Below are 18460 nucleotides of genomic sequence, written 5' to 3' on the forward strand. Positions count from 1 at the left end.
GTCCGCGCTCAGTCCGCGTCCTTCGCGAACTGCACCGCGATCGCGCCGAGCACGCAGATCGCCGCGACGTACACCACCGGCGCGAGCGGATTCGACTTCATCATCAGCGACACGATCACCGGCGTGAGGCCGCCGAAGATCGCATAGGCGACGTTGTAGGAGAACGAGATTCCCGAGAAACGCACGACGGCCGGGAAGCTTTTCACCATCACGAACGGCACCGCGCCGATCGCGCCGACCGCGAAGCCCGCGATCCCGTAGTAGACCGGCAGCGTCGACGCGTCGGCCGCGACCTGAGCGAACAGCAGGTAATAGCACGCGGCCAGCACGAGGCCGCCGAGGCCGAGCACGCGCTTCGCGCCGATCCAGCCGGCGAGCGAGCCCGCGGTGATGCAGCCGGCGGTCAGGCACAGCGTCGCGATGCTGTTCGCGAACAGCGTCGTGGCCGGCGACAGGTGGAACTGCTTCTGCAGCAGCGCGGGCGTCATCAGGATCACGACGACGATCGCCGCGGACAGCATCCACGTGAGCAGCATCGACACGATCACCGCGCGGCCGTGGTCGCGCAGCACGGCCTTCAGCGGGATCTCGGCCGCGAGCGCCTGTTTCGCCTTCATTTCTGCGAACACCGGCGTCTCGTGCAGCCAGCGGCGCAGGTAGACGGAGAACAGGCCGAACACGCCGCCGAGCAGGAACGGGATGCGCCACGCGAACGCGGTGACCTCGGCGGGCGCGTAGCGGTGGTTGATGCCGGCCGCGACGAGCGAGCCGAGCAGGATGCCGGCCGTGAGGCCCGCGGTCAGCGTGCCGCACGCGTAGCCGATGTGGCGCGACGGCACGTGCTCGGACACGAACACCCATGCGCCCGGCACCTCGCCGCCGACCGCCGCGCCCTGCAGGATGCGGAACAGCAGCAGCAACACGGGCGCGAGGATGCCGACCGTGTCGTAGGTCGGCAGGAGGCCCATCAGCAGCGTCGGAACCGACATCATCAGCACGCTCAGCGTGAACATCCGCTTGCGGCCGACGAGATCGCCGAAGTGCGCCATGATCACGCCGCCGAGCGGACGCGCGAGATAGCCGGCCGCGAAGATGCCGTAGGTCTGCAGCACGCGCAGCCAATCGGGGATGTCGTGCGGGAAGAACAGCTGCCCGATCGCGGGCGCGAAGAACACGAAGATGATGAAGTCGTAGAACTCGAGCGCGCCGCCGAGCGCGGCGAGGCCGAGGGTCTTGTAGTCGCTGCGCGTCAGCGCGCGCTCGGCGGCGCGGGGGACGCCGCTCAATTCGGAAGCTTGCATGGTCAGGACGATCGGTTATTCGAATGAATTGTTGTCGGCGCCGCGTCTCCAGGGCGCGGCCTGCATCGTCGACGAGGTGTGCTGAGCGCCGGATAGAGCACGGAACACGCGCCGCTGCACCGGGATGGGGCGCAGCGGGGACGAGCGTCAAGCGAGTGGGAGGATTCTACAGGAGCACGAACGTGCGCAAGGCGGGCATGAGGCTTTCCGGCGGCAGCGGGCGGCGAGCGCGGCGCAGGCCGGCGAACGGGTCGCCGCCGCGCCGCGCGCGGCGGGGCGGCGTCAGTTGCCGGCGATCGTGTCGACCGGCTTGAACGCGCCGCCCTCGACCCGGTAGATCGTCACCGGCGCATCCTTCAGGTCGCCTTTCGCGTCATAGGCGATGTGGTCCGCCGACACGCCCTTGACCGTCACCTTGCCGAGATACGGCGTGTAGACCTTCGGGTCGGTGGAATTGGCGTCCTTCATCGCGGTGAGCAGCGCGATCGTCCCGTCATACGAGTAGGGCGAGTAGGTGATCACGTCTTCGTTGAAGCGCGCCTTGTAGCGTGCCGCGTAGCCGGCGAAGCCGGGCATCTTCTCCTTCGGCAGCCCGCCCATGTAGACGATCGCGCCTTCCGCCGCCGTGCCGCCCACCTTCAGGAAGGTCGGCGAGCGCGACATCTCGCCCGTCACGAACGCGGACTTGATCCCGAGCTGGCGCATCTTGCGGATCATCGGCGACGACTGCGCGTCACCGCCGCCGTAGAAGATCGCGTCGGGATTCATCCCCTTCAGGTTGGTCAGGATCGCGGAGAAGTCGAGCGCCTTGTCGTTCGTGAAGTCGCGCTTGATGATCGTGCCGCCCGCCGCCTGCACGGCCTTCGCGAATTCGTCGGCGATGCCCTGGCCGTACGCGGTGCGGTCGTCGATGATCGCGATGCGCGTGAAGTGCAGGGTCTTCACCGCGTAGGTGCCGACGATGCGGCCCGCCTGCGCGTCGCTCGTCAGCAGCCGGTAGGTGGTCTTGTAGCCGCGCGCGGTGTATTGCGGCGAGGTCGCCATCGAGATCTGCGGCAGCCCCGCGCGATCGTACAGGTCGGACGCCGGGATGCTGGTGCCCGAGTTGAAGTGGCCGATGATGCCGCGCACGTTGTCGTCGATCAGGCGCTGCGCGACGGTCGTGCCGGTGCGCGGGTCGGCCTGGTCGTCCTGCGAATCGAGCTGGAATGTGACCGGCTTGCCGCCGATCGTCGGATGCGTCGCGTTGAAATCGGCGATCGCGAGCTGCACGCCTTTCTGCATGTCCGTGCCGTAGTTCGATTGCGGGCCGGTCAGCGGCGCGGCGAAACCGATCCTGACGACGTCGGCGGCGATGGCGTGGGCGCCCGACAGTGCGCAGGCGGTGGCCAGCGCGACGTGCGATACCTTCAGCTTCACTTTCACTTCCCCTTGATGGCGTGGTTGGGCCGGCGCCGGAACGTGGGCCGGCCGCCGGTGAACCGGGCGAGACGCTGTGCTGAAATCGGCGCGTCGAGCGGCGATCGCGGCACGTCATGCGGGTCGCACGCCGGCAGGGCCGTGTGGCGTCTCGTGACCGTGAAGCGAAGTCTAGATAGCGAAAATGCGCGCGTCTTGCGCGTTCCGAGCGCGGCCGGCGACGATTTCGGCATATCGTCGATAACCCTGATGTATGCCGAAATCGTCATTTCACATGCGCAATCGCGCCAAGACGCGGCGCGGCGGCGTTTTTAGGATGGCGGATTCGGGCGCGCACGACTGCGCGCGCGGGCTCGTTCGCCCGGCGCGCCGCACGTGGGGCGCGCTCCTATAATCGACGCCATCAGCCACTCGCCTAGCGGATGCCGGGATGACGACCTTGCTTGCCGTACCGTCCATGAGCCTGTCCGATACCTTGCGCTACCAGCCCGACAACGCCGACTTCGACGCGATGCTCGCGCACTTCCGGCTGCTCGAGCCGGTCTTCGACGCGCTGCCCGACGTCGCGTTCTTCGTGAAGGATGCGAACGGCCGCTACGCGCTCGTCAACCGCACGCTGGCGATGCGTTGCGGCTACAAGGACAAGCGCGACCTGCTCGGCAAGACCACTGACGAAGTGTTCCCGCGCCGCTTCGGGCGCAGCTACTTCGAGCAGGACATGGCGACGATCACCGCCGGCCACCAGCTGATGGACCAGCTCGAGCTGCACCTGTACCCCGGCCGCCAGCCGGGCTGGTGCCTGACCTGCAAGGAGCCGCTGCGCGACGCGGCCGGCAAGGTGGTCGGCCTCGCGGGCATCTCGCGCGACCTGAAGGCGCACGAAGGTTCGCATCCGGCCTACAGCAAGCTCGCGGACGTGGTCCAGTACATCCAGGATCACTACGTGCAGCCGCTGAACCTGAGGCAGCTCGCGCAGATGGCCGGGATGTCGGTCGCGCAGCTCGAGCGCTACTTCCACAAGGTGTTCCACCTGACGCCGCGCCAGGTGCTGCTGAAGACGCGGCTCGACGCCGCGACCGCGCTGCTGGTCACGCACGACAAGGTGACCGACGTCGCGGCGCTATGCGGGTACACCGATCACAGCGCGTTCACGCGCCAGTTCAAGGCGACGGTCGGCGTGACGCCGACGGAATACCGGATGATGCTGCAGGATCGGGCGGGGTGACCCGAACGCCCGGAAAGTGAATCTCGCCACATTTGTCACTCCCACCATTCGATGACCGGCGACTAAAACTGTCTCATGACCCACAGCGAGCGATCGCTCCGACCCGGAGGCAGCAATGACCACGAACGCATCACCGGACGACGGACAGACGGAAGGGCGGCCCGCGACGAGGACGCCGCCGATCGTGTCGCCGCAAGAGTGGGCGGCCGCGCGCGAGCGGCTGCTCGTCAAGGAAAAGGAACTGACCCGCGCCCGCGACGCACTGGCTGCCGAGCGACGGCGGATGCCCTGGGTTGCCGTGGAAAAAAGTTACGCATTCGACGGACCTGACGGCAAGGCGAGCCTGCTCGACCTGTTCCACGGCCGCCGCCAGCTGATCGTGTACCGCGCGTTCTTCGAGCCCGGCGTGCACGGCTGGCCGGAGCATGCGTGCATCGGCTGTTCGATGGTGGCCGACCACGTTGGCCACCTCGCTCACCTGAACGCCCGCGACACCACCCTCGTGTTCGCGTCACGCGCGCCGCAGGCCGACATCACGCGCCTGAAAGCCAGGATGGGATGGAATATTCCGTGGTACACGATCACCGACAGTTTCGACGCCGACTTCGGCGTGGACGAATGGCACGGCCACAACGCATTCATCCGCGACGGCGAGCGCGTGTTCCGCACGTATTTCATCAACAGTCGCGGCGACGAGGCGATGGGCACCACGTGGAGCTACCTCGACATGACGGCGCTCGGGCGTCAGGAGGCATGGGAGGATTCGCCGGAGGGGTACCCGCAGAGCCGGCCGTACAAATGGTGGAATTGGCACGACAGTTACGTGCCTGACGCCGCGCCCGACCCGAAGTGGGTCGAGGTATCCGACGCGGGAGAGGCGGCCTTTCGGAAGCGCGGCAGCTAGTGCGGCGCGGTAGCGAGCGTCGACAGGAACGGCGGCGGGCTGCCGCCTGCCGGCTCAGCGGTAGCCGAGACCTTTCAGCACGGCCGTGCCGTTTTCGGTCAGGCGGAAGCTTGGCTGCGCATCGGCATCGAGCTTGACCATTTCGACGAGGCCGGCTTCCTGCAGCGCAGGCAGTTCGGGTTTCGCGTTGGCGCCGATCGGTGCGTGCAGCAGCACGAGCAGCGTCGCGATTTCGTGATGGCTGAGCAGGCGGCGCAGCATCGTCCTGGGTTTGGCGGGGGGCGCGGCCGGGCGGCCCGCGGGTGCATCTACGGCGCTCATCGCTGTCCTCCTGATTCGACGGATTCTTCGGATATGGTTGCGGATGGTGCCGTCGAAGACTTAAACGATTCTTAAAACGCGCCGGTCGTCGACCAGCCACGGCGAGCCGGTGGTTACAGCATGTAACGGCACGGTGGCGGCTTTGCGAACCGGATCGGCGCAAGCCGCTTCAGACGGGCATCCGATGGCACAAGCGCCAGCGTAGTGCATGCGTGGCCGATTCGCCAGACAAATAGGCGATGACCTTTCGTCGCACCCGGTTTTTCCCTGCCCCTTATTTTCTTCGCTGCGCCTGCGCCGCCAGGCGAACGGCCGCGTTCGCCGCGCCGTAGCCGTCGTACCCGCCGCGCCGCTCGACGATCTCGAGCGAGAAGCGGTTGTCGACCAGTTCCGTATACGCATGCAGGAATTCGCCGCCGCTGTCGTCGCGGTCGTACAGCAGGTGATGGGCGCTCAGCGTGTCGATGACGTCGTCCCGCAACGCGTAGCGCGCGGCGAGGTCGTCGTAGTAGTTGCGCGGGATGCGCAGGAACGGCACGCCGTCGGCCGCGAATTCGGCGACCGTCTTCACGATGTCGTCGGTGCGGAACGCGACATGGTTCAGCCCGGTGCCGTGGTAGCGGTCCAGCGATTCGGCGACCGCGGTGTGGCGATCGACCGACGCGTTCAGTGCGATCCGCACCGAGCCGTCCGCGCTGCGCACCGCGCGGCTGCGCATCAGCCCGTACGGATCGGGCACGAGCCAGCTGCGCTCGGCCTCGAAGCCGAACGCCGTCCTGAAGAACAGGATCCAGGTGTCAAGCGCGTCGCCCGGCAGCGCGAGGCATACATGGTCGATGCCGGTCAGCGGGCCGACCTCGCTCGGGCCGTCGATGTCGGTCAGCACGAAATCGGATTCATAGAGCGTCGGCGCGTCCGGCGTCTCGTCGACGAAGTATTCGAGGCTGCCGTCCGGCGCCTTCACGCTCGGCAGCACGCGCTCGTTCGGGCCGACGCGCCCGGAAAACGGCGCATAGCCGAAGCCCGCCGCGCGTTCGAACGCGACCTTCGCGTCGTCGACGCGGAACGCCGACGCGCACAGCGACAGCCCGTGCTGCTGGAAGAACGCGTCGGCGAACGAATCGCGCTCCGCGTTCAGCACGATCGACGCGGCGCCGTGCTGGAACAGCGTCACGTCCTTCGAGCGGTGGCGCCCGGCAAGCCGGAAGCGCATCTTGCCCAGCCACTCGCCGACGTTGGCCGCGGCCTGCGCATCGACCGCGAATTCGATGAACTGGAACCCGACGTGCGCGGGCGGCGCGGGCGGCATGAACAGCGGCTGGCCGGCGCCCGGCGCGCGGCCTTCCCGTGCCAGCCGCGCGCGCGTCTGCTCTTCCAGATAGAGCAGCGAGCGGTGGCCGTCGGCGGCCGTGAGCGCGGTCGGCGCCGCGCGGAAGCCGTCGTTGAAGATCTCGAGCGACAGCGGCCCCGTATAGCCGGCCTCGATCACGCGCGCGGTGAAGCGCGCGAGGTCGAAGTCGCCCTGGCCGGGGAACGAGCGGAAGTGGCGGCTCCATTCGATCACGTCCATCACGAGCTTCGGCGCGTCGGCGATCTGCACGAACGCGATCCGGTCGCCGGGGATGTCGGCGATCGCGTCCGGCGAATCGTCGAGCGACAGCGTGTGGAAGCTGTCGAGCGCGAGCCCGAGATGCGGGCTGTCCACCGCGTTCACGAGCCGCCACGCGTGGCCGTAGGTTTTCACGACCCGCCCCCACGCGAGCGCTTCGTAGGCGGCGACGACGCCCGCCTGCCGTGCGGCCTCGGCGAGCGCGCCGAGCTGGTCGACGAGCAGCGCGTCGTTCGCGATCGTATCGGGCGACACGTTGCTGCAGACGAGGATGCGGTCGGTGCCGAGCGCGTGCATCACGTCGAACTTGCGCTTGATGCGGTCGAGGTTGCGCGCGAGCTGCGCGGGGCTCACGCCCTCGAAATCGCGAAACGGCTGGAACAGCACGATGTCGAGGCCGAGATCGGCGGCCATGTTCCGCACGTCGGCGGGCGAGCCGTCGAAGTAGACGAGGTCGTTCTCGAAGATTTCGACGCCGTCGAAACCCGCGGCCTGGATGGCGGCGAGCTTCTCGGCGAGCGTGCCGGACAGGGACACGGTGGCGATCGAGCGCTGCATGGGCGAATCCTGCGGATGGGCGGGACGGCACCGGCTGGACTCGACCCTGAATGAACCAGTCGTGGAGTCCTGGGAACGCGCCATATCCCGAATTTACTAGGCTGATGGAGTGAATTATACAAACTAACTAGGTGGTACAAATTAGCGAAAACCCGAAAAGACTTTGCGCTTTCGCAAGCGCACACTAGCGTCGAATCTTGACGTGAAGGGGCGAAGTCGCGTAGCAATGAGCCCCCGTTTTCGGAGCAACTGACATGAGCAAGCGCAAGGTCCTGGTGCTGAACGGCCCGAACCTGAACCTGTTGGGGACGCGTGAACCCCACATCTACGGCGCGGAAACGCTCGCCGACGTCGAGCAGCGCTGCCGCGCCGCGGCGGATGCGCTCGGGCTGGAGATCGATTTCCGCCAGTCGAACGCCGAGCACCAGCTGATCGACTGGCTGCACGCGGCGCGCCACGACACGGATGGCGTCGTGATCAACCCGGCCGCATACACGCACACGTCGGTCGCGCTGGCCGATGCGCTGTCGGCGATCGCGAAGCCGGTGATCGAGGTCCACATCTCGAACGTGCACCGCCGCGAGCCGTTCCGCCACCACTCTTACGTGTCGGCGGTCGCCGAAGCCGTGATCTGCGGCTGCGGCACCGAAGGCTACGTGTTTGCGCTGCAGCGCATGTCCACCATTCTTTCGCAAGGAGTCGCGCGATGAGCCGCCCGTCCTTTCTGATCGGCCTGATCGGCCAGGGCATCGGCGGTTCGCTGTCGCCCGCGATGCATGAGGAAGAAGGATTCCGCCAGGGATTCGGCTATGTCTACCGGCGCATCGATCTCGACGTGCTCGGCCTGACCGCCGACGCGCTGCCGCAACTGCTCGCGGCTGCCGAGCAGATGGGCTACACGGGCCTGAACATCACGCACCCGTGCAAGCAGCGCGTGATCGAGCACCTCGACGCGCTGTCCGACGACGCGCGTGCGCTCGGCGCGGTCAACACCGTGCTGTTCAAGGACGGCAAGCGGATCGGCCACAACACCGACTGGTCGGGCTTCGCGAAGTCGTTCCGGCGCGGGCTGCCCGGCGCGTCGCTCGAACGTGTCGTCCAGCTCGGCGCGGGCGGCGCCGGGGCTGCCGTCGCGCACGCGGCGCTGCAGATGGGTGCGGCCGAACTGGCGATCTTCGACGTCGACGCGTCGCGCGCCCGCGCGCTCGCCGACGAACTGCGGCAGCGCTTCCCGGCTGCGAAAGTGACGCAGGGCGACGACGTCGCGAGCGCGGTGCGCGCCGCGACCGGCCTGATCCACGCGACGCCGACCGGCATGGCGAAGCATCCGGGCCTGCCGCTGCCGGCCGCGCTGCTGCACGCGGGGATGTGGGTTGCCGACATCGTGTACTTCCCGCTCGAGACGGAGCTGATCCGGGCGGCGCGCGCGGCGGGCTGCGCGACGCTGCCGGGCGGCGGGATGGCGGTCTACCAGGCCGTCGACGCGTTCGAGATATTCACCGGACGCACGCCCGACGCCGAGCGGATGTTCGACCATTTTCAGGCGCTCGTTGCGCGCTGACCCTCGATAGATTCAGAGAAAGACGAGACCAGGAGACGACCATGCAGCACACCACCCACACGAACCATGCGCCGGTCCGGCCGGCGCAGGCGGCCGGCGCGGTCCGGCGCACGTCGGCGCGCTACAAGATTCTCGCGCTGCTCGCGATCGGCACGATGATCAACTACCTCGACCGCACCGTGCTGGGGGTGGCTGCGCCGCAGCTCACCAAGGAGCTCGGCATCAACGCGGCGGTGATGGGCATCATGTTCTCCGCGTTCTCGTGGACCTATGTCGCGATGCAGGTGCCGGGCGGCCTCTTTCTCGACCGCTTCGGCAGCAAGATCACCTATTACTGGTCGATGACGCTGTGGTCGCTGTGCACGCTGCTGCAGGGCTTCGTGCCCGGCGTCGCGACGCTGCTCGCCTGCCGCCTCGGCCTCGGCATCACGGAAGCGCCTTGCTTCCCGACCAACAGCCGGGTGGTCGCGACGTGGTTCCCGCAGAACGAGCGCGCGATGGCGACCGGCACCTACACGGTCGGCGAGTACATCGGCCTCGCGTTCTTCAGCCCGGTGCTGTTCGCGCTGATGGGCGCGTTCGGCTGGCGCTCGCTGTTCTGGGTCGTCGGCGGCGTCGGCATCGCGTTCGGTCTCGCCTGGTGGAAGCTCTATCACGAGCCGCACAACCATCCGGGCGCGAACAAGGAGGAGATCGAGTACATCGAAGCGGGCGGCGGCCTCGCGCACGGCGCGAAGAAGGACGACCGGCCCGAGCAGGCGAAATTCAGCTGGCGCATGGCCGGCCAGCTGCTGAAGAAGCGCCAGCTCGCGGGCATCTGCCTCGGCCAGTTCGCGGGCAACTCGACGCTCGTGTTCTTCCTGACCTGGTTCCCGACCTATCTCGCGACCGAGCGCCACATGGGCTGGCTGAAGATCGGCTTCTTCGCGGTGATGCCGTTCATCGCCGCGTCGGTCGGCGTGATGTTCGGCGGGATCTTCTCCGACTGGCTGCTGCGCCGCGGCAAGTCCGCGAACCTCGCGCGCAAGCTGCCGATCATCGCGGGCCTGCTGCTTGCGTCGACGATCATTCTCGCGAACTACGTGCAGAGCAACGAAGCCGTGATCGCGATCATGTCGGTCGCGTTCTTCGCGCAGGGGATGGCCGCGCTCGGCTGGACGCTCGTGTCCGACATCGCGCCGGACGGCCTGCTCGGCGTGACGGGCGGCATCTTCAACTTCGCGGCGAACCTCGCCGGCATCATCACGCCGCTCGTCGTCGGCTTCATCGTCGCGTCGACCGGCTCGTTCGTCGGCGCGCTGGTGTTCATCGGCGTGATCGCGCTGATCGGCGCGGCGTCGTACATCTTCGTCGTCGGCGATATCAAGCGGATCGTGCTGTAACGCAGACTCGCGGCAGCAGGACCTCGGGCCCGGCGGGAGCAAACCGCCGGGCCCTTTTTTTCGTTCATGACGCGCGGCGCAGCGAGATGCCGAGCGCTTCGATCGCGTGCGCGATTGCCGTGACCGCGCGCCGGACGTCGTCGGCGTCGATCGCGCCGATGCAGCCGACGCGGAACGTTTCCAGCTGCGTGAGCTTGCCCGGATAGAGGATGAAGCCGGCGTCGCGCACCGCGTCGTAGAAGCGCTTGAAGTCGTATGCCGGATCGTCCGGCGCATGGAACGTCACGATCACCGGCGCCTGCACGCGCGCGTCGAGGAACGGCTCGAAGCCGAGCACATGCATCGCGTCGACCAGCGTCCGGCAGTTCGACGCATAGCGCGCGCCGCGCGCGGGCTGGCCGCCTTCGGCGAGAAACTGGTCGAGCGCCACGCGCAGCGCGGCGACCACGTGCGTCGGCGGCGTGAAGCGCCACTGGCCGGTCTTGCGCAGGTACGCGTACTGGTCGTGCAGGTCGAGCGCGAGCGACGGCGAGCGGCCTTCGCACGCTTCCAGCGCATCGCGCCGCACGATCACGAACCCCATCCCCGGCACGCCTTCCAGGCATTTGCCGCTGGCCGAGACCAGCGCGTCGATGCCGCTGCCGTCGAGCGTGATCGGCAGCGCGCCGAACGAGCTCATCGCATCGACGATCAGCCGCTTGCCGTGCCGCCGGCAGCACGCGGCGATCTCGTCGAGCGGATTCAGGATGCCGGCGCTGGTCTCGAGATGCACCAGCGCGACATGGGTGATGCGCGGGTCGCGCGCGAACGCCGCCTCGATCGCCGCGGGATCGGCCGCGGACGCCTCGCCGAACGGCAGCGCGATCGCCTCGATCCCGAGCCGGCCGAGGATCTTCAGGATGCGTGCGCAATACGCGCCGTTGTCCGGCACCAGCACGACGCCGTCGCGCGGCACCAGCGTGCCGAGCGCGGCTTCGACCGCGAACGTGCCGCTGCCCTGCATCGGCACGCACACGTATTCGGCGCTGCCGTGGGCGATGTCGACGAGGTCGGCGCACACGCTCTCGGTCAGGTGGTTGAACGCGGTATCCCACGAGCCCCAGTCGCGCTGCATCGCGTCGCGCGTCGCGGCGGAAGTCGTGAGCGGGCCGGGGGTGAGCAGGATCGGGGCGGTGGCGGACATGGATTTTTCTCCAGCAAGGGTCGGATGAAACACCGGGTGGCGTTTCCAGGTGACGGCCATCTTAGTGGCAAATTGTGTCATTTTTTGGAATTTTGGGTGGTCGTCACGGGGTTGTCATCGAACGCTGTGATCCTTCGCTTGCCGCACGAAACCGCATCGGTCCAGCACCGGTCGGGCGGCGACGAGGCGGGCCCGCTGGCGGTTCGCCCCCTATTACATGAGCCGGTCGTGCCCGGCCGTTTGGTGTTCCGTCTACGGAGAAGTGAGATGACACAGCAGAATTCCTCGCGCGCCGCTGCCGGCGCGTTCCGCAAGCTCGCGCTGGCCGCCTGCGCCGCCGGTCTGCTGCAAGGCGCCGCGCTGCCGGCGCACGCGGCGAACGCGGTCGTGCTGTATACGGCGGACGGCCTCGAGAACCTCTACCGCGACGTGCTGCCGGCCTTCGAGAAGAAGGAAGGCGTGAAGGTCAGCATCGTCACGGCGGGCAGCGGCGAAGTGGTCAACCGAGCGAACATCGAGAAGAATTCCCCGAAGGCCGACGTGATCGTCACGCTGCCGCCGTTCATCCAGCAAGCCGGCCAGATGGGCCTGCTGCAGCCGTACCAGAGCGTCAACTACAAGAACGTGCCGGCGATCGCGAAGGCGGAAGACGGCACGTGGGCGACGTTCGTGAACAACTATTTCTCGTTCGCGATCAACCCCGAAGTCGTCAAGCAGCAACCGAAGACGTTCGCCGACCTGCTGTCGCCGAACTACGCGGGCAAGGTCGCGTACTCGAACCCGGCCACGGCCGGCGACGGGATGGCGGTGCTGATCCTGACGACCACGCTGATGGGCGAGGACAAGGCGTTCGACTATCTCGCGAAGCTGTCGCAGAGCGTGAAGTTCCACACCAAGGGCACGGGCTACCTGAACGTGCTGCTGTCGCGCAACGAGATCAGCTTCGCGAACGGCGACCTGCAGATGGATCTCGACGATGCCGAGCACGGCGGCCTGTCGATCAAGCCGATCTTCCTTGCGGCGAAGGACGGCGACCAGCCGACGACGTTCCAGCTCCCGTACGGCATCGGCCTGATCAAGAGCGGCCCGAACAAGGACGCGGGCAAGAAGCTGATCGACTACCTGATGTCGACGGAAGTGCAGTCGAAGGTGCCGGACATGTACGGCATCCCGGGCCGCACCGACGTGCCGCTCGCCGGCAAGAACGGCGAGGCGGTCAAGCGCGCGATCGCGGGCGTGAAGCTGATCCCGGTCGACTGGACCCAGGTGATGGCGAAGAAGCCGGTGTGGCTGGAGCGCTGGAAGAAGGACGTGGTCGGCAGCTCGGGCAAGCAGACCGAAGTCGTCAAGCCGAAGTGATCGGCGCACGCCGCCTGCAATTGAAAGGATGAAACCGGTGGATACCGCCATGACCCATCCCGGCGCATTCGGCGCTGCCGAACCGCATGCAACGCTGCGGTCCGGCGCGCCGGGCGGCGTTCAGATCGAGCACCTGAGCGTGCGCTACGGCGCGCGCACGGTGCTGGACGATCTGACGCTGTCGATCGGCGCCGGCGAATTTCTGACCGTGCTCGGCAAGAGCGGCTGCGGCAAGACCACGCTGCTGCGCTTCATCGCCGGGTTCGTGAAGGCCGACGGCCTGACCGGCACGCTGACCGTCGCCGGGCGCGACCTGACCTATGCGCCGCCGCACAAGCGCAACCTCGGTCTGCTGTTCCAGAACTACGCGCTGTTCCCGCACCTGTCGGTGTTCGAGAACGTCGCATTTGGCCTGCGCGCGCGACGGATGTCGTCGGCCGAGGTGACGCGCCGTGTTGCCGACGCACTGAAGCTCGTCCAGCTCGGCGACGCCGGCCACCACCTGCCGGCGCAACTGTCGGGCGGGATGCAGCAGCGCGTCGCGCTCGCCCGCGCGCTCGTGATCGAGCCCGACGTGCTGCTGCTCGACGAGCCGCTGTCCGCGCTCGACGCGAACCTGCGCGCGTCGGTGCGCAGCGAACTGAAGGCGCTGCACGAGCGCCTGCCGAACCTGACCGTCGTGTGCGTGACGCACGACCGCGACGACGCGCTGGTGCTGTCCGACCGCGCGCTGCTGATGCGCGACGGCCACGTCGCGCAGCTCGGCACGCCGCAGCAGCTGTACGACACGCCGAGCAACGGCTACGTCGCGCGCTATCTGGGCCCGGCGAACCTGCTGCCGCCGCGCGTGATCTTCCCGCTCGGCGATCCGCGCCACGAGGTGCGCGACAAGGTCGCGTGCGTGCGTCCGGAGCAGCTGACCGTCAGGCCGCTCGCGGCGGGCGGGCTGCACGGCACGGTCGCGTCGGTCGAATGGCAAGGCGCGGAGCTGTCGATCGCGGTCGTGGTCGACGCGGCGCCGGAAGAGCCGGTGCGCGTGGCGATGCAGCGCGGCCGCGGCGCGGCGCCCGAGCGCGGCGCGCGTGTTTCCCTGCATTGCGAGGCAGACGATGTCGTCCTTATCGAGCCCTGACGTCGCGCTGTCGCCAAAGGCGCTCGCGTCGGCCGCCGCCCATGCCGCCGCCGCGAAGCGCCGCAAGCGTGCCGGCGACTGGCACCTGATCCTGCTCGCGGTCGTCGTGCTCGGCCCGCTCGTCGTCTATCCGCTCGTGCGGCTCGTGCTGCTGAGCCTGACCGGCGAGCACGGGCTGAGCTTCGCCGCGTACCGGAACTTCTTCGGCAATCCCGACACGCGCAACGTGCTGCTGACGACGCTCGGCGTGCTGTTCGCGAGCGCCGGCGCCGCATCCGTGCTCGGCGTGCTGCTGGCCGCGCTGCTGTTCTTCCGGCCGTTTCCGGGCGCGTCGCTCGTCACGCGCTTCCTCGAGCTGTACGTCGCGTTTCCTTCGTTTCTCGTCGCGTTCACGCTGATCTTCCTGTACGGCTCGCAGGGCTCGGTCAGCATCGCGCTGCAGCAGGCGCTCCATCTCGACCAGCCGCCGCTCGATTTCCTGTTCGGCTTCGGCGGCGTGATCCTCGCGCAGACCGTGTTCTACACGCCGTTCGTCGTGCGGCCGACGCTCGCGTCGTTCGCGACGCTCGACCTGCGCCTGATCGAAGCGGCGCGCAGCCTCGGCGCGTCGGGCTGGATGCTCGCGCGGCGGGTCGTGCTGCCGATCGCGTGGCCCGGGATCGCGGCCGGCACCGTGCTGTGCTTCCTGCTGACGCTGAACGAATTCGGGATCCTGCTCGTGCTCGGCAGCGCGAGGCTCGTCACGCTGCCGGTCGCGATCTACAGCAGTGCGACCGTCGACCTCGACCTGCCGACCGCGTCGGCGGGCGCGGTCGCGATGCTCGCGCTGTCGCTGGCGCTGTATGCGATCTATCGCCGGGTGAACCGGCGTGCAACGGGAGGGACGCGCGATGTCCGCTGAATATCGTATCGGGCAGGCCGTGCCGCGCCATGAACCGGGCTGGAGCGACGCGCTGCTCAAGCATGCGTCGCGCGTCGCGCTGGCGCTCGCCGCATTTGCGTGCTTCTGGCTGTTCGTGCTGCCGGTGATCGTCGTCGCGCTGTCGAGCGTGTCGAGCCGCTGGTCCGGCACGATCCTGCCGGCCGGCTACAGCCTGCGCTGGTTCGAGCAGCTCGGTTCGCAGGAATATGGCGCGCTCGCGACGAGCCTCGAGATCGGCTTCGGGGTCGCCGTGATCGGCACGGCCCTCGGCCTGTGGCTCGCGCTCGCGCTCGAAGGGCGCGACCGGCGCGGGATCGGCGCGCTCGTCGATGCGCTCGTGATGGTGCCCAACGGCGTGCCGAGCGTCGTGCTCGGGCTCGCGGTGCTGATCGCCTATCACCAGAAGCCGGTCGATCTGTCGAGTTCGGCCGCGATCGTCGTGCTCGTGCAGCTCGCGCTGATTTTGCCGTTCTGCTATCGCTGCGCGGCGGCGGCGCTGCGCCCGGAGCTGACGGTGCTGCGCGAGGCCGCGGCGAGCCTCGGCGCGCCGCCCGCGATGGTGCTGCGGCGCGTGCTGCTGCCGCAGCTCGTGCCCGCGCTGCGCGCGAGCCTCGCGCTCGGCTTCGCGCTGTCGCTCGGCGAGCTCGGCGCGACGCTGACGGTCTATCCGCCCGGCTTCGCCACCGTGCCGATCGTCGTGATCGGCCAGGTGGAGCGCGGCTATTACCTGCCTGCGTCGGCACTGTCGCTGATGATGCTCGGCGCGTCGCTCGCGGCGCTGCTGCTGATTGCCGCCCGCGTGCCGGGCGGCAAGCGGGTGACGTCATGAACGCCGCGTTTGCGATGCGGCTGCCCGGCGACGCGCCGGCCGCCGGGACGTCGACGAGCCTGCCGGACCAGTCCGTCGACGTCAACGGCCGCCGCTACCGGCTGCCGGCCGTGCCGACCGTCGTCGTGTGCGTCGACGGCTGCGAGTACGACTATCTCGAGCGCGCGGTGGAGGCGGGCGTCGCGCCGTTCATCGGCAGGATGTTCGCGGAAGGCACCGCGTGGCGCGCCGATTGCGTCGTGCCGACCTTCACCAACCCGAACAACCTGTCGATCGTCTGCGGCGCGCCGCCGTCGGTGCACGGAATCTGCGGCAACTACTTCTGGGACCCGGACGCGAACGGCGGCCGCGGCGCCGAGGTGATGATGAACGACCCCGCGTACCTGCGGGCCGGCACGCTGCTCGCCGCGGCGTCCGACGCCGGCGCGCGGGTGGCGGTCGTGACCGCGAAGGACAAGCTGCGCCGCCTGCTCGGCTGGCGGATGCGCGGCATCTGCTTCTCCGCGGAGAAGGCGGCGCAGGCGAATCTCGCGGAAAACGGCATCGTCGACGTGCTCGACTGGGTCGGCCTGCCATCGCCGGACGTCTATAGCGCGGCGCTGTCGGAATTCGTGTTCGCGGCGGGCGTGCGGCTCGCGCAGACGCGTCAGGTCGACCTGATGTACCTGTCGACCACCGACTACGTCCAGCACAAGTGTGCGCCCGGCAGTGCCGGCGCGAATGCGTTCTACGCGATGATGGACCGCTATCTGGCGCAGCTCGACGCGCTCGGCTGGGTGATCGGGCTGACCGCCGACCACGGGATGAACGCGAAGCACGATCCGGCGACGGGCCGGCCGAACGTCGTCTATCTGCAGGATGCGCTCGACGGCTGGTTCGGCGCGCAGGCTGCGCGGGTGATCCTGCCGATCACCGATCCGTACGTCGTGCATCATGGCGCGCTCGGCTCGTTCGCGACCGTGTATCTGGCGGCGGGCGTCGACCGGGCGGACGCGATGTGGCGCATCGGCGGGCTCGACGGCGTCGAACTCGTGCTCGACAACGCGGAAGCCGCGGCGCGCTTCGAACTGCCGGTGGACCGGATCGGCGATCTGGTCGTGATCGCCCGGCGCGACATGACGCTCGGCACGCGCGAGCGCGAACACGACCTGTCCGGGCTGACCGTGCCGCTGCGCTCGCATGGCGGCGTGTCGGAGCAGGAAGTGCCGCTGTTGTTCAACCGTCGCATCGAGCGCGACGATCCCGCGCGTCGTCCGCGGAATTTCGACGTGTTCGATTTCGCGCTGAACCGGATCGCATCATGACTTCCCCTGTTCGGCAGGACCATCCGGCGTTCCGTGCCGAGGCACTGCGCTGGTGCGGCGTCCGCGCGGCGCGCGAGCGGACCTTCGATGTCACCGATCCCTATACCGGCATGCGCGTCGGCACGGCGCCGCTCGCGAGCGTCGACGACGTGCGCGCCGCATTCGATTACGCGATGGCTTACCGGCCGGTGCTCACGCGCTACGAGCGTTCGCAGATCCTCGAACGGGCGGCCGCGCTGCTGCGCGAGCGCACCGAGGAGGCGTCGGACCTGATCACGCTCGAATCCGGTCTGTCGAAGCAGGATTCGCGCTACGAGATCGGCCGCGTCGCGGACGTGCTGAAGTTCGCGTCGGTCGAGGTGCTGCGCGACGACGCGCAGAGCTTCTCGTGCGACCTGACGCCTCATGGCAAGGCGCGCCGGGTGTTTTCGCAGCGCCAGCCGCTCGACGGGGTGATCGTCGCGATCACGCCGTTCAATCATCCGATGAACCAGGTTGCGCACAAGATCGCGCCGGCGATCGCGACCAACAACCGCGTGATCGTGAAGCCGTCCGAGAAGGTGCCGCTGTCGGCGTTCTATCTGGCGGATCTGCTCCATGAGGCCGGACTGCCCGAGCCGATGCTGCAGGTCGTGACCGGCGATCCGCGGGAGATCGCGGACGAACTGGTGACGCACCCGCACGCGTCGCTGATCACGTTTACCGGCGGCGTGGCGATCGGCAAGGCGATTGCCGCGAAGGCCGGTTACCGGCGCGTCGTGCTCGAGCTGGGCGGCAACGATCCGCTGATCGTCCTCGGCGACGCCGATCTCGACCGCGCCGCGTCGCTCGCGGTGCAGGGTTCGTACCGGAATTCCGGCCAGCGCTGCACGGCGGTCAAGCGCATCCTGGTTCAGCGTTCGGTCGCGCCGGCGTTCACCGAGCGACTGGTGGAGAAGACGCGCGCGTGGTCGTACGGCGACCCGTTCGATCCGGCGAACGAGATGGGCACGGTGATCGACGAAGCGGCGGCGCGCCTGTTCGAGGCGCGCGTCAATGAGGCGGTCGCCAAGGGGGCGCGACTGCTGACCGGGAATGTCCGCCGCGGCGCGCTGTATGCGCCGACCGTGCTCGATCGCGTCGATCCGGCGATGGCGCTGGTGCGCGAGGAGACGTTTGGCCCGGTGTCGCCGGTCATCGCGTTCGACACGATCGACGACGCGATCCGGATCAGCAACGGCACGGCGTTCGGGTTGTCGTCGGGCGTCTGCACCGACAGCACGGAAGCGGTCGTGCGGTTCGTGAACGAATTGAACGTCGGCACCGTGAACGTCTGGGAGGTGCCGGGCTACCGGATCGAGCTGACGCCGTTCGGCGGGATCAAGGATTCGGGATTGGGTTACAAGGAAGGGGTGCAGGAGGCGATGAAGAGCTTCACGAACCTGAAGACCTTCTCGTTGCCGTGGGGATGA

At 68.3% G+C, this 18460-nt stretch carries 17 protein-coding genes; 11 read left to right on the forward strand and 6 right to left on the reverse strand.

From position 1 onward, the window contains the following. Positions 1–8: 8 nt before the first annotated feature. From ACFIMZ_RS20690 to ACFIMZ_RS20700, 3 genes are all read right to left on the reverse strand, one after another. Complete coding sequence (locus ACFIMZ_RS20690) at positions 9–1301, reverse strand: MFS transporter (RefSeq protein WP_431824201.1); 1293 nt, start codon at positions 1299–1301, stop codon at positions 9–11. A 282-nt stretch (positions 1302–1583) separates the two neighbouring features. Beyond that, a complete protein-coding gene (locus ACFIMZ_RS20695; protein WP_431824202.1) occupies positions 1584–2720 on the reverse strand; it encodes a branched-chain amino acid ABC transporter substrate-binding protein in 1137 nt (378 codons plus the stop codon). Between the two features lie 2 nt (positions 2721–2722). Next, positions 2723–2989 (reverse strand): hypothetical protein, encoded by a 267-nt coding sequence (locus ACFIMZ_RS20700; RefSeq protein WP_431824203.1) that lies wholly within the window; start codon positions 2987–2989, stop codon positions 2723–2725. A 161-nt stretch (positions 2990–3150) separates the two neighbouring features. On the opposite strand from ACFIMZ_RS20700, the gene ACFIMZ_RS20705 reads away from it, so the two are divergent. Beyond that, positions 3151–3945: a helix-turn-helix domain-containing protein gene (locus ACFIMZ_RS20705; RefSeq protein ID WP_431824204.1), complete on the forward strand. Its 795-nt coding sequence runs from the start codon at positions 3151–3153 to the stop codon at positions 3943–3945. Positions 3946–4060: 115 nt separating this feature from the next. Further along, positions 4061–4849 (forward strand): DUF899 domain-containing protein, encoded by a 789-nt coding sequence (locus ACFIMZ_RS20710; RefSeq protein WP_431824205.1) that lies wholly within the window; start codon positions 4061–4063, stop codon positions 4847–4849. 54 nt (positions 4850–4903) lie between these two features. Here the strand turns inward: ACFIMZ_RS20710 and ACFIMZ_RS20715 are convergent, their stop codons facing one another. Both ACFIMZ_RS20715 and ACFIMZ_RS20720 read right to left on the reverse strand, forming a co-directional pair. After that, positions 4904–5170, reverse strand: coding sequence for a hypothetical protein (locus ACFIMZ_RS20715; RefSeq protein WP_431824206.1), 267 nt, complete (start codon positions 5168–5170; stop codon positions 4904–4906). Between the two features lie 274 nt (positions 5171–5444). After that, positions 5445–7337, reverse strand: a complete 1893-nt coding sequence (locus ACFIMZ_RS20720; RefSeq protein WP_431824207.1) for a bifunctional sugar phosphate isomerase/epimerase/4-hydroxyphenylpyruvate dioxygenase family protein — start codon at positions 7335–7337, stop codon at positions 5445–5447. Positions 7338–7591: 254 nt separating this feature from the next. Between ACFIMZ_RS20720 and aroQ the strand changes: the two genes are divergently transcribed. The 3 genes from aroQ to ACFIMZ_RS20735 are packed head-to-tail and all read left to right on the forward strand — an operon-like array spanning position 7592 to position 10280. Next, a complete protein-coding gene (gene aroQ / locus ACFIMZ_RS20725; protein ID WP_431824208.1) occupies positions 7592–8047 on the forward strand; it encodes a type II 3-dehydroquinate dehydratase in 456 nt (151 codons plus the stop codon). Then, positions 8044–8898, forward strand: coding sequence for a shikimate dehydrogenase (locus ACFIMZ_RS20730; RefSeq protein ID WP_431824209.1), 855 nt, complete (start codon positions 8044–8046; stop codon positions 8896–8898). Before aroQ ends, ACFIMZ_RS20730 begins: the two co-directional genes overlap by 4 nt. Before the next feature lie 41 nt (positions 8899–8939). Beyond that, entirely contained in the window at positions 8940–10280 is a 1341-nt protein-coding gene (locus tag ACFIMZ_RS20735; protein ID WP_431824210.1) for an MFS transporter, read from the forward strand. A 64-nt stretch (positions 10281–10344) separates the two neighbouring features. Here ACFIMZ_RS20735 and ACFIMZ_RS20740 read toward each other — a convergent pair whose 3' ends face one another. Continuing rightward, positions 10345–11463, reverse strand: coding sequence for a 2-aminoethylphosphonate--pyruvate transaminase (locus tag ACFIMZ_RS20740; protein WP_431824211.1), 1119 nt, complete (start codon positions 11461–11463; stop codon positions 10345–10347). Between the two features lie 267 nt (positions 11464–11730). Here ACFIMZ_RS20740 and phnS point away from each other — a divergent pair, with 267 nt between their 5' ends. From phnS to phnY, 6 genes are read left to right on the forward strand one after another with little or no spacing between them, the layout of a single operon-like run. Next, on the forward strand, positions 11731–12822 hold the full coding sequence (gene phnS, locus ACFIMZ_RS20745) for a 2-aminoethylphosphonate ABC transporter substrate-binding protein (RefSeq protein ID WP_431824212.1): 1092 nt from the start codon (positions 11731–11733) through the stop codon (positions 12820–12822). Positions 12823–12850: 28 nt separating this feature from the next. Continuing rightward, positions 12851–13954, forward strand: coding sequence for a 2-aminoethylphosphonate ABC transport system ATP-binding subunit PhnT (gene phnT, locus ACFIMZ_RS20750; RefSeq protein ID WP_431824213.1), 1104 nt, complete (start codon positions 12851–12853; stop codon positions 13952–13954). Then, the gene (locus ACFIMZ_RS20755) at positions 13932–14855 is read left to right on the forward strand and encodes a 2-aminoethylphosphonate ABC transporter permease subunit (protein ID WP_431824214.1); all 924 of its coding nucleotides are present in this window, start codon (positions 13932–13934) and stop codon (positions 14853–14855) included. The genes phnT and ACFIMZ_RS20755 overlap by 23 nt, the downstream gene beginning before the upstream one ends. Continuing rightward, positions 14845–15705, forward strand: a complete 861-nt coding sequence (gene phnV, locus ACFIMZ_RS20760) for a 2-aminoethylphosphonate ABC transport system, membrane component PhnV (RefSeq protein ID WP_431824215.1) — start codon at positions 14845–14847, stop codon at positions 15703–15705. Before ACFIMZ_RS20755 ends, phnV begins: the two co-directional genes overlap by 11 nt. Beyond that, positions 15702–17009, forward strand: coding sequence for a phosphonoacetate hydrolase (phnA, locus tag ACFIMZ_RS20765; RefSeq protein WP_431824216.1), 1308 nt, complete (start codon positions 15702–15704; stop codon positions 17007–17009). The genes phnV and phnA overlap by 4 nt, the downstream gene beginning before the upstream one ends. After that, positions 17006–18460: a phosphonoacetaldehyde dehydrogenase gene (gene phnY, locus ACFIMZ_RS20770; RefSeq protein WP_431824217.1), complete on the forward strand. Its 1455-nt coding sequence runs from the start codon at positions 17006–17008 to the stop codon at positions 18458–18460. Before phnA ends, phnY begins: the two co-directional genes overlap by 4 nt.

The sequence above is a fragment of the Burkholderia sp. F1 genome, from assembly GCF_050813845.1.
Lineage (GTDB): Bacteria > Pseudomonadota > Gammaproteobacteria > Burkholderiales > Burkholderiaceae > Burkholderia > Burkholderia ubonensis.

Coding starts and splice junctions, on each gene's coding strand:
- ACFIMZ_RS20705 (WP_431824204.1), top strand. CDS start 3,151: ATGACGACCTTGCTTGCCGTACCGTCCATGAGCCTGTCCGATACCTTG.
- phnT (WP_431824213.1), top strand. CDS start 12,851: ATGAAACCGGTGGATACCGCCATGACCCATCCCGGCGCATTCGGCGCT.
- aroQ (WP_431824208.1), top strand. CDS start 7,592: ATGAGCAAGCGCAAGGTCCTGGTGCTGAACGGCCCGAACCTGAACCTG.
- ACFIMZ_RS20700 (WP_431824203.1), bottom strand. CDS start 2,989: ATGACGATTTCGGCATACATCAGGGTTATCGACGATATGCCGAAATCG.
- ACFIMZ_RS20735 (WP_431824210.1), top strand. CDS start 8,940: ATGCAGCACACCACCCACACGAACCATGCGCCGGTCCGGCCGGCGCAG.
- phnY (WP_431824217.1), top strand. CDS start 17,006: ATGACTTCCCCTGTTCGGCAGGACCATCCGGCGTTCCGTGCCGAGGCA.
- ACFIMZ_RS20715 (WP_431824206.1), bottom strand. CDS start 5,170: ATGAGCGCCGTAGATGCACCCGCGGGCCGCCCGGCCGCGCCCCCCGCC.
- ACFIMZ_RS20755 (WP_431824214.1), top strand. CDS start 13,932: ATGTCGTCCTTATCGAGCCCTGACGTCGCGCTGTCGCCAAAGGCGCTC.
- phnA (WP_431824216.1), top strand. CDS start 15,702: ATGAACGCCGCGTTTGCGATGCGGCTGCCCGGCGACGCGCCGGCCGCC.
- phnS (WP_431824212.1), top strand. CDS start 11,731: ATGACACAGCAGAATTCCTCGCGCGCCGCTGCCGGCGCGTTCCGCAAG.
- ACFIMZ_RS20740 (WP_431824211.1), bottom strand. CDS start 11,463: ATGTCCGCCACCGCCCCGATCCTGCTCACCCCCGGCCCGCTCACGACT.
- phnV (WP_431824215.1), top strand. CDS start 14,845: ATGTCCGCTGAATATCGTATCGGGCAGGCCGTGCCGCGCCATGAACCG.
- ACFIMZ_RS20730 (WP_431824209.1), top strand. CDS start 8,044: ATGAGCCGCCCGTCCTTTCTGATCGGCCTGATCGGCCAGGGCATCGGC.
- ACFIMZ_RS20690 (WP_431824201.1), bottom strand. CDS start 1,301: ATGCAAGCTTCCGAATTGAGCGGCGTCCCCCGCGCCGCCGAGCGCGCG.
- ACFIMZ_RS20720 (WP_431824207.1), bottom strand. CDS start 7,337: ATGCAGCGCTCGATCGCCACCGTGTCCCTGTCCGGCACGCTCGCCGAG.
- ACFIMZ_RS20710 (WP_431824205.1), top strand. CDS start 4,061: ATGACCACGAACGCATCACCGGACGACGGACAGACGGAAGGGCGGCCC.